The 14,059-nt window shown below is 65.9% G+C and carries 10 protein-coding genes; 4 read left to right on the forward strand and 6 right to left on the reverse strand.

Annotated elements, in window-relative coordinates; genetic code table 11:
• Positions 1-5: 5 nt before the first annotated feature.
• Positions 6-389 carry an ethanolamine utilization protein gene (locus ACWDTI_RS02550; RefSeq protein WP_449736452.1) on the reverse strand — a complete coding sequence of 128 codons (384 nt, stop codon included), beginning with the start codon at positions 387-389 and terminating at the stop codon, positions 6-8.
• A gap of 219 nt (positions 390-608) precedes the next feature.
• Here ACWDTI_RS02550 and ACWDTI_RS02555 point away from each other — a divergent pair, with 219 nt between their 5' ends.
• Complete coding sequence (locus ACWDTI_RS02555) at positions 609-1,424, forward strand: hydroxypyruvate isomerase family protein (protein ID WP_449736453.1); 816 nt, start codon at positions 609-611, stop codon at positions 1,422-1,424.
• 14 nt (positions 1,425-1,438) lie between these two features.
• On the forward strand, positions 1,439-2,320 hold the full coding sequence (locus tag ACWDTI_RS02560) for a 2-hydroxy-3-oxopropionate reductase (protein ID WP_449736454.1): 882 nt from the start codon (positions 1,439-1,441) through the stop codon (positions 2,318-2,320).
• 158 nt (positions 2,321-2,478) lie between these two features.
• Here ACWDTI_RS02560 and ACWDTI_RS02565 read toward each other — a convergent pair whose 3' ends face one another.
• Positions 2,479-3,096, reverse strand: coding sequence for a TetR/AcrR family transcriptional regulator (locus ACWDTI_RS02565; protein WP_449736455.1), 618 nt, complete (start codon positions 3,094-3,096; stop codon positions 2,479-2,481).
• Positions 3,097-3,375: 279 nt separating this feature from the next.
• On the opposite strand from ACWDTI_RS02565, the gene ACWDTI_RS02570 reads away from it, so the two are divergent.
• Positions 3,376-4,608 carry an oxygenase MpaB family protein gene (locus ACWDTI_RS02570; protein ID WP_449736456.1) on the forward strand — a complete coding sequence of 411 codons (1,233 nt, stop codon included), beginning with the start codon at positions 3,376-3,378 and terminating at the stop codon, positions 4,606-4,608.
• A gap of 259 nt (positions 4,609-4,867) precedes the next feature.
• Here the strand turns inward: ACWDTI_RS02570 and ACWDTI_RS02575 are convergent, their stop codons facing one another.
• The 3 genes from ACWDTI_RS02575 to ACWDTI_RS02585 all read right to left on the reverse strand — a co-directional run bounded on the left by ACWDTI_RS02575 (position 4,868) and on the right by ACWDTI_RS02585 (position 11,506).
• Complete coding sequence (locus ACWDTI_RS02575) at positions 4,868-6,433, reverse strand: DUF222 domain-containing protein (RefSeq protein WP_449736457.1); 1,566 nt, start codon at positions 6,431-6,433, stop codon at positions 4,868-4,870.
• 204 nt (positions 6,434-6,637) lie between these two features.
• Positions 6,638-10,003, reverse strand: a complete 3,366-nt coding sequence (locus ACWDTI_RS02580; RefSeq protein ID WP_449736458.1) for a protein kinase domain-containing protein — start codon at positions 10,001-10,003, stop codon at positions 6,638-6,640.
• A 192-nt stretch (positions 10,004-10,195) separates the two neighbouring features.
• A complete protein-coding gene (locus tag ACWDTI_RS02585; protein WP_449736459.1) occupies positions 10,196-11,506 on the reverse strand; it encodes a helicase-associated domain-containing protein in 1,311 nt (436 codons plus the stop codon).
• Positions 11,507-11,732: 226 nt separating this feature from the next.
• Between ACWDTI_RS02585 and ACWDTI_RS02590 the strand changes: the two genes are divergently transcribed.
• Complete coding sequence (locus ACWDTI_RS02590) at positions 11,733-12,620, forward strand: SDR family NAD(P)-dependent oxidoreductase (RefSeq protein WP_449736460.1); 888 nt, start codon at positions 11,733-11,735, stop codon at positions 12,618-12,620.
• A 216-nt stretch (positions 12,621-12,836) separates the two neighbouring features.
• Here ACWDTI_RS02590 and ACWDTI_RS02595 read toward each other — a convergent pair whose 3' ends face one another.
• Positions 12,837-14,057 carry a sulfotransferase family protein gene (locus ACWDTI_RS02595; RefSeq protein WP_449736461.1) on the reverse strand — a complete coding sequence of 407 codons (1,221 nt, stop codon included), beginning with the start codon at positions 14,055-14,057 and terminating at the stop codon, positions 12,837-12,839.
• Between the last annotated feature and the right edge of the window lie 2 nt (positions 14,058-14,059).

The raw sequence follows: 14,059 nt of genomic DNA on the forward strand, positions 1-14,059 counted from the left end.
GGCGGTCAGAGCAGCGTCGCGTCGCGGTGGCCGGTGTAGAACGCCAGCGCGTGGTCGGGTGTGCTGAAGTAGATCTTCGAACCCTTCGGGAAGAAGATCGCATCCTTGGCCTTCGCAACGGTCTTCTGACCGGTCTCCTTGTTCTCCAGCAGGAACTCGCCTTCGAGGACGACCTTCATCTCGTCGTACTCGTATTCGTAGTACAGGGGGGCGTCGGTGCTGCGGAGTTCGAAGAACCCGCTGCACATCGTGCTGCCGTCCGGGTTCTCGTAGACGTCACCGATAAATCCCTCCGTGCCGGGGTACTCTGCCTCGGGCATCTTGGGCAGCGACTTCCAGGCGTCGCTGGTGACACGGAACTCCAAGGCCTTGGCGCTGTCGACGGTCATATCTTCTCCTTGCGGGTGTTTGTGGTGATTCACATCAGGAAACTTTGTCTAACAAGATGAGACCGAATTCGCATTACCGAAATGTGACGCCGGTGTTTATTGTCACGAAACATTGGCTATTGCGGTGAGACCCAGGTTGGACTTGCGGCGCTCGTTGTTCTTGACGCGCCTGGCTAGAGTGATCCCATGACCGTCGACGCTGTCGAGATCTAGACCGCGGTGGACACGCAGCGACTGACCGTCAACTGCTCGATCCTGCTGACCGACACTCCCCTGCTGCAGCGTCCCCGGGCCGCCCGAGACGCCGGTTTCGACGCCGTCGAGTTCTGGTGGCCTTTCGACACCGCCGTCCCCACCGATCGCGACGTCGAAGCGTTCATCGGTGCGGTCTCCGACGCCGGGGTCCGACTGACACATCTGAACTTCGCGGCCGGGAACATCGCTGCCGGAGAACGCGGACTGCTGTCGCATCCGCACACCTCGAGCGAGTTCCGGGACAGCGTGGCCATCGCCGTCGCCATCGGTGAACGTCTGGGCACCGTGGGATTCAACGCGTTGTACGGCAACCGGATCGACGGTCTCGGCCCCGAGATCCAGGATGCGCTCGCCGTCGAGAATCTCGCGTTCGCCGGCAACGCCGTGGCGAGCATCGGTGCCCAGGTCCTACTCGAGCCGATCAGCGGTGTGCCGAGCCATCCGCTCAAGCGGGCCGCCGATGCGGTCGCCGTCATCGAGCAGGTACGGAGCGAACACGCGGTGGAGAACATCCGGCTGCTCGCCGATCTCTATCACCTTGCGAGCAACGGAGAAGACGTTCCCGACGTGCTCGCCACTCATGCCGACCTTGTCGGTCACGTACAGATCGCCGACGCGCCGGGCCGCGGCGAACCGGGAACCGGAACCCTCGATCTGGCCGGGTATCTGGATGCAGCGGCGGCACACGGATACCACGGCTGGATCAGCCTGGAGTACATCGCCACTCGCCGCACCACGTTCGACTGGGTGCCGGATTTCCCCACCCGATCCCACCCCTGAAGGAGATACGTCGCATGGCCACAGTCGGTTTCATCGGTCTCGGCATCATGGGCAGTCCGATGTCGATCAACATGGTGCGATCCGGGCACACCGTCGTCGGCTTCAACCGCACACGCTCTCGTGCGGCGGAGCTCGTGAAATCCGGTGGTAGCGCGGCAGATTCGATTGCCGAGGCGGTCGACGGCGCGGATGTCGTGGCGGTGATGGTGCCCGATACAGCCGATGTCGAGATGGTGCTGGCCGGCGAAGGCGGCGTGTTCACACACGCCGCTCCCGGAACCCTGATCATCGACTTCTCCAGCATCCGAGCCGATGTGGCCGCCCGGCTGGCCGGCGAGGCGACCCGGCGTGGGCTCATGATGCTCGACGCCCCGGTCTCCGGTGGTGAGGAAGGGGCGATCGCCGGCACATTGTCGATCATGGTGGGCGGCACGGCCGAAGCGTTCGAACAGGCTGCGCCCGTGTTGGATTCGGTGGGTAAGACCGTGGCCCACGTCGGACCGAGCGGCAGCGGGCAAACCGTGAAATCCGCCAATCAGCTGATCGTGGCCGCCAACATCGAGGCCGTGGCCGAGGCGATAGTGTTCCTGGAGGCGAGCGGTGTGGACACCGCGGCAGCAGTCAAGGTGCTCGGCGGCGGTCTTGCCGGGTCGGCGGTCCTGGATCAGAAGGCGCACCGGATGATCGAACGCGACTTCGCACCGGGCGGCCGAATCGATCTGCACCACAAGGATCTCGGCAACGTGACCGCCGCGGCACGCGAAGCCGGGGTGGTCATCCCCGTCGGCTCGTTGGTGGCGACCCTGATGGCCTCGGCACGCGCCAACGGCGACGGCGGGCTCGACCACAGCGCACTGTTCCGCGTCGTCGACCGGCTGTCCGGGCGGATCGGCTGAGACTCGCGGACTCTTCGTGGCTCGTCCAACGCCTTGCACCTCAGGGAGTGTGCGAGGCAACCCAACCCACACCCGGGAGGTCCGCGACATTGGGGTGCTTCTCTGACCCCTGAGGAGCCCGCGACGAAGGACCGAGCGTCTCGAAGGGCGCCCGAGCCCTACTCGGGCCGACCGACCCCCTGGACGGTCAGCATCTCGACGAGATCGTCGACGAGTTCCTCCTGACTGAGCGTCACCTCCCCGTTCAGCCACGCCCCGATCCCCTGCGCGACACCACCCACCAGGAAGTGGGAGATCAGGGGCGCGCGACCGGCGTCGTCGAGACGAAACTCGTGGCGTACCTGTTTGCTGAACAGTTGGACGAACAGCCCGGTCGACTCGAAGCGCTTGGCCAGCACCACCGTATTGACTTGATGCGGGCTGAACAGCAACTCGCCGATACGACGATCTTCGGCAACAGTCTCGATCAGCCGCGTGAGCCCCACCCGCGCGCCGTCGGCGAAGGTGGCTTCCGCCAAGGCCTTCTGTACGGAGATGACGACCTTGGTCAGCGTCCAGTCGTAGACCGCGGCGGCGAACTCGTCCTTGTCGGCGAAGCTCTCGTAGAAGTAGCGCTGGGCAAGCTGCGCACGCCGGCAGATGGTGCGCAGCGTCAGGTCGTCGTCACCCAGTGGGTCACCGAGGATGTCCAGGCCGACCTGGAGGAGTCGCTCGCGCCGCTGAGCCACTCGCTCGTCGGTGTCGACCCCGTTGTAGGGGCGGCTGGAGCTCGCCATGATGCCGCCCAGTCTGACAGATCCGGACAGATCTGGGCGGGAAGCCGGTTCGAAGGAAGTGATTGACACCACATCGGAGCGAGAGCATACTCGCACTATCTGAATGCGCTCGTATTCAGATAATCATGCACTCAGATTCGTACGGTCGGAGGTCCGGGGGTCGTCCGAGTGAGCGCATGCAGCGTGACGTCCGCCAGAGGCGAGACCACTCGCACTGCAGCCCAACATAATTCAACACAGAGCTGTCACAGGGCAGTCGGGGACAAGGACACGAGATCAATGGAAGATCTGAACAGGCGCACGATTCTCAAGGCCGGGGGGGCAATGGGGGCGGCCGGTGCGGCGTTGGCGGTGGGCTCACCCGCACAGGCCGCACCCTGGACATGGAAACCCAGTGGGTCGGTACCGGGGGCAGGACGCGGCACGGATCCGAAGCAGGTCTGGGACGACGAGGCCGACCCCGTCATCGCGAAGTTGCTCGACCGCGGTCAGATTCCCGAGGTCAATCGCATCCTGCGTTCATGGACCAAGAACGGTCAACCGTTGCCGGCGGGCCTCCCGAAGGAACTTCACGACTTCCTCGAGCACGCCCGGCAACTGCCGAAGTGGACCGACCAGGGCAAGCTCGCGACCGCGGTGAAGTTCAATCAGAAACGCGGCACCTACCTCGGCGTGCTGTACGGATTCGCCAGCGGCATGATGAGCACGATCATCCCCCGCGAAGCCCGCGCGGTCTACTACTCCAAGGGCGGCTGGGACCTCAAGGACCGCATCACCAAGACCGCGAAGCTCGGTTACGACATCGGGTCGCTCAACGCGTATCAGCCCGACGGCGAGATGGTCATCACCTGTGTCAAGACTCGTCTCGCCCACGCCGCTGTACGCCACCTCCTCCCCCAGTCGCCGTGGTGGGAACACGTTGCGACCGAGAAGACCCCCATCAGCCAGGCCGACATCATGGTGACCTGGCACAGCCTGCCTACCAGCGTCATGCGCAACTTCAAGAAATGGAACGTGCCGATCGCCGCCGACGAGTCCGAGGGATTCCTGCACTCCTGGCAGATCACCGCACACATGCTGGGCGTCAAGGACGAGTACATCCCGAACTCCTGGCACACCGCCGACTCGCAGGCCAGGCAGGTGCTCGACCCGATCCTGGCTCCGACTCCCGAGGGCATCAAGCTCGCCGACATGCTGCTCGACCTCGGCCGAAACCTGGATCTGAGCCTGCTGTCACGCCCGGTGCTCGGCGCGTTGACCCGATTCGTTCTCGGCGACCGGGCGGCCGACTGGCTGAACATCCCGCGCGAGCCGGTCTGGAGCCCCCTCCTCGAAACCGCTTGGGGCCCTTACGTTGCCATTCGAGAAGGGCTACTGAACGTGGGTATGCCGAGGGAGGCGTACTGGCTCATCGACGAGTTCCTTCGTCAGTTCGTCCTGTTCTACATGTCGGAATTGCGGATGCCGATCAACATCGAGATCCCGGTGTTCAACAATCCGCACTACAACTGAAATAGCGCGGGGGGAATAACCTACCCGCCACCGAATCTCGGCGATTCTGACCCTGTCGTCGATGGTGTGGTGGCGGGTAGGTCCGTTTCGGTCTCGAGGCGCCGGCGCAGCGAGCAAGCGTCAACCCCGACCCTGAGAAGCCCGCGAGCGCAGCGCGCTTCTCACACGCCCGCAGGCTCGCTTGCTCACGACCCCGCGAGCGTCTTCTTTCGCTCCTGAGGAGCCCACGAGGCGCTGGCCGGGCGAGCGTGTCGAAGGGTCACCCCAGCTCGACGACGTTCACCGCCCACCCCGACGCGATCAGCCGGCCGACTCGCCGACGTTCCTCGGGGTGGCCGGGCGGTCCGGTCGGGGTTTTGGGTTGGGTTGCGCCCGAACGATTCTGGGGTGGCCGCGGCTGGTCACCCCGGCGCAGGTGGCGGGCGAACGCCTCGGCCACCTCTCGGGTGCGATCCACTCGGACCCGCGCCCGCCCCTTCCCGCGGAGGCCGTTGCGCGTCCAGGCGGGCCGTCCGGCATCAGGCCCGGTCTTGATGATGTGGGTCGACCACTGACCGGGCTTGTCGCCGACCATCCGATTGTGGGTCGGGCACGCCGCGGCCAGATCCTGGACGTCGGTGTACCCGCCGTCTTTCCAATCCTGTTCGGCGTGATGCGCCTCGGTGCGGGTGAACGGCTGGGAGCAGCCCGGGCAGGTACAGGTGGCGCCGTCGCGCGCGAGCAGCATCATCCGTTGCGCCTGGCTGGCGAACCGGTTGGCCCGCCCCAGATACAACGGTTGAGCGGTGTGGTCGGCGAAGACGGCGAGGTGCTGGTGGGCTTCGGCGGCCAGTTCGATCACGTCGCCAATCGGCAGGACAGCCCCACCGGCGGTGGTGGCCACCCCGGCGCGTTCGCGGAGCTCGGTTTCGCTGATGGTGATGATCAGATGTGGCGGCAGCCCACGGTGACTCTTCCCGAGTAGCCCACCGTCGGCGACCGTCTGCAGCAGGGCGTGCAGCGCGTCGTGGTTGCGTTGGCCCGGCGTGCGGAGATCCCGCTCGGCGGCCTGCTTGAGGGCCTCGGGATCGGCATCGTCCTTACTGCCCTTGGGTGATGCGTCGTCGTCGGGGTGGTTCATCCCAGGCGCCGCCCACGCATCGAGCACCACATCCAACAGGGCACGGGTGACCGGGTCGAGTTGCCCTTCGAGGGTGCTCATCAGTTGCGCGTCCTGCTTGGACAGGTGCAGGCTGCGCCGCCGCGCCCGATCCTTCTCGTCGGAAAGGGCACCGTCGGGGTCCAGGTGGGCCAGCAGCCGGGCACCGAGAGTGGTCAACTCTTTCGGCGTGTGCACCCGCGCGTAGTCGGCCATCAACTCCTCGGCCGCCGCCCGCTGCTCGGCATCGAGTGTGGCGGGGAGCTTGTCGAGCACGGTGATCACCGTGACCGCGTGATCGACACCGATCGCGCCCTCGGCGTACGCCTCGGCCAGGGTCGGACACTGCGGGTCGAGCTTCTCCCCGGACAGTGCGTGCAACGACAGCAGGGCGGCCATCTGCTTACGGCGCCGGCCGGGGTCGGTGATCCGCAGCCGGTCCACCATGAAGTCACTGAGGGAGCGGTAGCCGTGCTCGGCGACCACGTTGCGGTCCGAGCAGTCCAGGACCCGCTGCAGCCCAAGGAAACTCACCCGTCGCGCAGAACGTTCATGGGCTTCGGCGACCGCCACGACCTCGCCGTCAGAGGCGGGAGTGGTATCGGCCGCGGCGATCTTGTCCAGCACATCCTCAAGTTCGCGGTAGAGCGACACGATCGTCGCGTCCCCGCCGGAGTAGTCAGCCATCGAGCATCACCCCCATCCTCTCGAACTGATGTTCGAAGTCTAACCGATGGTGGACTTTATGGCAAGGGTTTCATTCGGTTCAGAGTGGGACCTTTGTGGGCCCGGCTCACGCTCGCAGACCAGGATTCGGAGGGCTCGATTCACGCCTCGCCGAGGAACGGAATCCGTAACGCGTTGCACCGCAAAGAATTGCGGCTCAGGCGCTCAAAAGTGGCCGCCACCAATGGATCGCGCCGCGGTCGCGATGGAGGCCACGCCCTTCCCGCCGTCGGCCGTGAACCGGACCATGCCGGCCTCGTCGCAGATGGACAGCACCATGGCCATTTGGTCCTGCGCTTCATCTGTCCGTCCCGCCGTCGCCAGACACAGGGCGAGCAACCGCCGCGCCTGCAACACGGCGCGACGACGATGGCTGCCGGCCAGGTAGTCCACCCATTCCCGCGCCCAGTGACAGGCGAGCTCGACACCGCCGGGGTCGCGGAGCAGCAGCCGGATGGCGGCTTCCTCCTCGGCCTGGGCGATGATCTCCGCGAATCCGTTGGCCGGTTGTGCGCGATGGGCGTAATCGACGCGGGGGTGCAACGTCCGTCGGGTCGGGACCCCCAGGGCGATCATCTCGACCTCCACAAAGGCACGGAGCCTTCGTGTTTCGATGCGGTCGGCGACGTCCGCCGCCTCGTCGAGCAGATCGGCCGCGCGAGCGAGATCGCCGCGTTGCACCGCCAGACGTGCCCCGGTGACATACCTGGCGCGAATCATGTCGGTGATGCCTTCGTCGGGCGCCAAGGTCAGGCTGTCCTCGAGGAGCCCGCTCGCCTCGTCGGCGTCGCCCCGCTGATAGAGCAGTTGGGCGAGCAATCCGGCAGAAAGTCGATAGGCCTGCGACCGACCGGTAGTGACATTGCTGCGCGACACATGCACCGCGCTGCGCAGACACTGTTCGGCGTGATCGAGGGCGAGTTCCTCGATGTAGGCCAGGCCATCGAGCGCGTACCCGTACATCACCGCGTACGCGCCCGTGTTCTGCTCGTGGTACGGCAGGGCCCACATCTGTCGGCGATGCGCCTCGTCGAAGTCGAACCGCATGATCGCGCTCATCGTCGACACATCCGCAGCAGACGAGACGACGAAGGGCGGCAACGACTCTGGACGAACGAGGCACTCGGCGACGAGGTCATCGATGCGGTCGACGCGATCGGCGGTGGCGTCGGTGCACGCCAGCGCGACATCGGCTTCTATCCGCATACCGGCGACGTCGGGAGCGTCCGGCGACTCGGCGGACAGCGCGCTCCTCATCCGGTCGATCGCGGCTCGCGCCCGATCCGTGTGATGCAGAAGCACATTCGACCAGGCGGCCGCCAACTGCAGCCGCGGACTCGAAGCGACCGCACTCGGCGGAAGCTTGTCGATCAGACCGAGGAGCGTGGTCATCTGCGAGTGTTCGAGCAGGGTACGACCGTCGGCCTCGACCAGAGCAACGGCTCGGCGCGGATCTTCCGCTGCGAGAGCATGATCCACAGCTTCGGCGAGCATGCCGTGTTCGGCATACCATGTCGACGCCGACTCATGGAGTGGGATGACCAATTCGGGATGGTCGCGTTCGAGTCGCCGGCGAAGGAATTCGAGGAACAGCGGATGGAAGCGGAACCAGTAGCCGTCCGGGTCGGTCCTGCGCAGGAACAGATCTCGCGCCTCGATGTCTTCCAGCAGCGCCTGCCCGCGCGGCTCACCGCTGAGCGCGGTCGCCAGACCGGCGCAGATCTCGTCGGCCACAGATGTGGTGAGCAAGAAGTAGAGGATGTCGGGTTGCAGTGCGCCCAAGACATTTTCGGCGAGGAAGTCTCCGATGGCACGATGCCTCCCGGAGATGTTGGAGATGAGCTCCGACGGGCTTTCCGCGCTGCGCAACGACAAACACGCCAACTGTAGTGCCGCGACCCAGCCGTCGGTGGAGTTGCGCAGATCGGTGATGTCGCTGCTCTCCAGGTCGAGTCCGGCGACGTCCACCAGGAACGAGCGGGCCTCGTCGGTGTCGAAACACAGTCCGGCGATGTCGATCTCGACGAGTTCGTCGAGGACCCGCATCCGGCTGATGGGCAGTCCGGTGCGCGATCGGCTGGTGATGAGGAGTTGCAGATGGTGGCACCCGTATTCGAGCAGGAAGTCCATCGACGCGATCGCCGCCGGATCGGTGACCCGATGCCAGTCGTCGACGATGATGACCATACGCTCGCCATGATCGTGGATCGCGTTGATCAGCGCGGTGAGGACAACCTGGTCAGCGTTGTCCCGGTGATCCTCCAACGGTTCGTCGAGATCCGTCGTGACGTCGGGGTTCACCCGGCGGATGGCCTCCACGAGATGGGTCAGGAACCACGACGACTTGTTGTCGTCGTCGTCGAGGGTCAGCCATCCGACTTGCACGCCCTCCCGGTGGAGCTGCTCGGCCCACTGCGCCGCCACGGTCGTCTTGCCATACCCGGCCGGACCGTGGATGAGTATCAAGCGTCGACGCTCCCCCGCCCTGAGCACATCGAGCAGGCGACTGCGCGGTACCTGCGTCCGACGGCGCATCGGTGGCCGGAACTTGGTCGCCGGTGTCGGTGGCGCGGTGGTGGATTCGACGGACCGTCGGGGCGTCGCTCCGGTGAGCGGATCCTGAGTGGCCTGTGCCGGTAGCGCCATCTCGGTGACGGGCTGCCCGAGGTGCCGCTCGATGGCGCGGAGTTCCTCGCCGTAGGCCGCGGCGGACTCCGGACGGTCGCCGGGTTCTCGTGCCATCGCATGTTCGACGGCACGGGACAGTTCGTCGGGGATACCGGCCGACCGCAGATCCGGAACCGGCTCGGCGGCGATCCGCAGGAACTGCGCGACGACCTGCTCGCCGCTGCGGCGTTCGAAGGCGGCGTGCCCGGTCAGGGCACAGAACAGTGTGGCGCCCAGGCCGTAGATGTCGGAGGCGACGGTCGGCGCGTCACCGGTCAGCAGTTCGGGGGCGGTGAAGGCCGGCGATCCGGTGACCATGTCGGCGCCGGTCTCGAAGCCGTTGATGATGCGAGCGATGCCGAAGTCGGTGAGCTGGGGTTCCCCGTATTCGGTGAGCAGAATGTTGCCGGGCTTGATGTCGCGGTGCAGGGTGCCCGATCGATGCGCGGTCTCCAGCGCACCGGCCATCTTCACCCCGAGCCGCAGGACATCGGGCCAGTCCAGCGGCCCCTGCTTGCGGATGCGCGCGTCCAGGGAGTCGTGCGGGTGATACGGCATCACGATGAACGGCATCCCGCTCGGCGTGGCCCCGACCTCGAGGATGTTGACGATGTTCGGGTGTCCGGACAGTCGGCCCATGGCGCGCTGCTCGCGGATGAAGCGTTCGAGGCTCTGCTCGTCGAGGTGATCGGTGAGGATCTTGACGGCGACCGTACGGTCGAGGGTCGTTTGGGCGCAGCGATAGACGGCACCGAAACCGCCACGACCGATGAGAAGAGGATCGGCGAATCCGGCCGCAGTCAACTCTGCTGCGACATCCGGTTGAACATCGCGCTGCGTCATCAGCGGATCGAAATCAGCCATCTCCTGTCCTCGATCAACCCCCCGGGACCGGCCCCGGGGAGAAGTCCAGCCTATCCCCGGCGATCGGCGGGCGAAACCTGATTGGTGGGGGGAATGTCGGAGTTGTCTCAGACTGAGAATCGCGCGATGAGACGATCACCGCGGTGGAGTGATCGATGTGGTCTGCAGTCACGGTGCCATGCGACCGCGCGATCACGCAGATGGCAACACGTACCCGAGCTTGAGCAGCCCGGTGCGGAACCTGGAGTCGTGCTCGGCCGCGACACCGAGGTGTCGGTCACCGATCGGACGGACCAGCGAACGGAGTGTGCGGTCGCGGGCGATGAGCATCGCGACGGCCGGATCGGCGCACTCGATGACCCGGAGATGCCCGAGGTCGGCGAGTTGAGCGCCGCGCCTGCGCACATCGTCGACCAGGGTGGTCAACGTCGACGGCAGTTCGTGGTCGGTCCGGTCGGTCAGGAAGGTGATGAACTCGGTGAGATCTCGGCCGGCACCGAGCGCGGCCGTGAGAGTGGCTGCCGATGCCGTCCAGGTGTAGTCCGCGGTTTGGGTGGCGTAGGCGGCCAAGGTGAGTGTTTCGGCCGTGCTCATGCCGTGGGTAACCACAATGTCGAGGTTGGGCAGGATCGTCAGCGGCGATGTCGCCGTGGTGTCGTCGTCGGTCGGCTCGTAGGTGTCGACGAGGCCAAATGCGTAGGCGCCCAACGGCGTGAGTCGTAGCGCTCGCAGGCCGTCGTATCTGCTGAGTGCGTCGACGAAGTCGCTGCCCCAATTGCCGTGGTAGTCGTCGCGGGCACCGACGGGGTCGCGGTAGTCGAGATCCACCAGCCCCAGCGTGCCGGCGTACTCGAAGATCACCGCCAGCGTGTAGCGCCCCTCGAGCAGTGACCAGCCGTGGTAGCCGTCGTACCCGAAGCTCCCGTACTCGGGGTCGACGAGATAGAGCTTCCACACGGCCCGTCCGTTGCGCGCGATGGTGGGATTCAGCTTCTTCCGGCGCATGGTGGAGAACACGGTGTCGATCTCGATCCACTCATCGGACGGGCAAGTGGCCAGCGCCGCGGCGACCGTCGCGCGGCGGGGCTTGACCGCGCTGAGCACATTGGTCGCGCGCTGACCCTTGATCGCCTCGATGCGGCTGAACTCGTCGATCACCCCATGCGTGAGCCAGCGACGCCACAGGTCGCGGATGATATCTGCGGGCGGTTTGCCGAGTGCAGCACGACCTTTCGGTGTCAGCGCCAGACGTGTGCCTTCGAGTTCGGCCAGCCCGCCGGACTGGATCAGGAGCGGCCAGGCGAATGCCGCGATCGCGTCGGTAGCGTAGAAGTCGCCGTTGGCCAGATGGTTCGCGACGGTACTCACCGTCGCCGCGGACGGCCGCGCGGTCTTGGCGCTGCACTTGATCTGACCAGACGCGCACAGTTCCAAGACCGTGCGCAGATTGGTCAGTGCCTCCCGCTCGGTCAGGCGCACTTCGTGGGTGTCGTCGGCGTCCATGCCCATTCCCCCGTTTCATCGACGGGCTTCCCGTGATGCTGATGATGGTACGGAGAACGGAAGATCGTCCGGGGTTGAGCCCTACCGTCGTCGTCGATCCCATGGTCCCACCTCGAGCCCACGGTGCAGCATGGGATCGATGTGGAAGCATGGGAGCGAGGCTCAGTGGTCGCGAAATCGGAAGTCTGCCGCCTCTTTGCCCGGCAACAACACTAGGCTCCTGGCGATGAGCATCGATTTGTCGAACCTGGCCGGCCACCGGGCCATCGTCACCGGCGCCACCAACGGCCTCGGCATGGCGACCGCCCGGGCCCTGGCACACGCAGGGGTCAGGGTGGTGCTGGCGGTGCGCAATGTCGACCTCGGCAAGCAGCGTGCCGTCGAGTTCGGCGGCGACTGCGAGGTGATTGAGCTCGATCTGGCCGATCTGGGCTCGGTGCGGTCCTTCGGTGATCGGCTCGACGGGCCGGTGGACTACCTGATCAACAACGCTGGTGTCTTTCCGCACCAGCACACGCAGACCACTGACGGGTTCGAGTTGGGCATCGGCACCAACTTCCTCGGACCGTTCGCGCTCACGAACCTGCTTCTCCCCCGCATCGAACGGCAGATCGTGCTCGTTGCGTCCGATGCGCACAAGGCAGGACACGTCGACCCGTACGATCTGGATCTGACGCGGCGGAGGTGGAATCCGGCTCGCTCCTATGCCCAGTCGAAGTTGGCGGTGATGTTGCTGGGACTCGAGCTCGATCGCCGGCTGCGCGCCGCCGGGTCTCCGGTCTCGGTGATGATGACGACGCCGGGGTGGGTGGCGTCGAACATCTCCAACAAGCCGCATCTGGGTGTGGCACACCGGCTCGTACAAGGTGCTGCGTCGGTGTTCGCCAACGACGTGGACGCCGGCGCGCAGACGACGCTGTACTGTCTGACCGCGCCGATCGCGACCGGCAGCTACGTGGGCGTCGACGGGTTGTGGGCGCTGCGGGGGAAGCCGGTGTTGTTCGGGAGATCCAGCGAGGCTTGCGATTTCGATCTCGCCGCGCGGCTGTGGAAGAAGGCCGAGGAGTTGACGGGGACCGCGTTTCCGCTTCCGGTACGTCCGCTGGGCGAGTGAGTTGGCATGCGGGTTTGCGTGGGAACTGACACGGGGACAAGTGATCTCGATGCGGCGCCTCGCTTCGCTCGGAGCCTTACTCGATCAACGGGGGATACGGCGGGCTCGCCGTGCTCGGAGCCTTACCCGATCAACGGGAAGCAGCGCCTGGCTCCACTCGGAACCTTACCCGATCAACGGGGAGCAGCGCCGCGCTGCGCTCGGAGCGTTGCTCGATCAACGGAGAGCAAAGGCCTGCCGGTAGCGGGCATAGGCGGCGTTGACCTCGTCGGGGGTCAGGCCGAAATCGGCGAGGTCGTAGCGGTGGACGCCGTGGGCGTTCTGGGCGTGGCCGGCACGGTGCTCGGCCATGCGGGCGCGGATCTCGTCGGTGAGGTCGAATCCGGCTGCGGCATAGATTCTTTCGATCTGTCTCATCGGGTCGTCGACGAGGTCGGAGTACTGGACGTCGACGAAGACGTCGGGGCGCTCGGCGCGGACGTCGAGAGCCCGGTCGACCATGTCGGCGTTGCGCTTCAACCAGTGTCGGGCAACCGCGGCGGCGTCGACGTGGTCGCTGAACATCGAATGCCCGTGGGCCAGCATGCTGGAGAAGGATGCGGTGGTGCTCAGCGGGTCGCGGTGGGTCTGCACGATCAGCGCATCGGGAAACACCTCGAGCAGGGTGTCGAGGTGTTCGAGGTGGGCTGGTGTCTTGAGCACCCAACGCGGACGGGGGTTTTGGGTGTGCAGGATCTGCAGCAGCGTCCGAAGGTATTCGTACGACCCGCGCATGTCCTGCTGCTGCAGCCAGGCCGCGTAGGTCGGCACCGACAGCATCGCCTCGGGCACCTGCGACAGCAGCGAATACTCCTGCAGCAGAACGTCTTCCTCTGGGCCGTCGGCCTCGACAGCGTGGATGGCGAAGAATTGCGGGTTGAGGTAGCGCAGCGCCAGCTCCGCACCCTTGGTCTGCGCGATCCGTATCGTGGGCGAGCCCGCCTTCTCGTGCTTGCGCGGCAGCAGGTGTATCACCTCCCACGAGCCCACCGACCGCATGCCGGGATCGGCGCCGATGAGCCGGTGCAGCATCGTGGTTCCACTGCGCTGGAGTCCCGCGATCACGATCGGCGGCGCGATCTCGATGTCGGCGATCTCCGGTCGCCGGCGCATCAGTTCGGCCACGCGCAGTCTGGTGGTGAGGATGCCGTGCAGCCGGGCGCGGATCACCAGCGCGCCGAAGGTGCTCAGCCTGGCTTCATCGGTGATCGAGGCGGCCAACACGTCGAGTGCCTTGTCGGTCTGCGGATCGGCCGTCCACGGAAGTCCGGTAGCCGCGACCGCCCGACGCGCCAACGCGTCGGCGGACAGATCCACCCGGATACCGCGCGAGTACAGCAGCGCGCCGATCTGATTGACGGCCCTGATCGGTCGGCGTTGAAAAGGACTGAAGACCAAGG

Source organism: Gordonia sp. NPDC003424 (assembly GCF_053588655.1).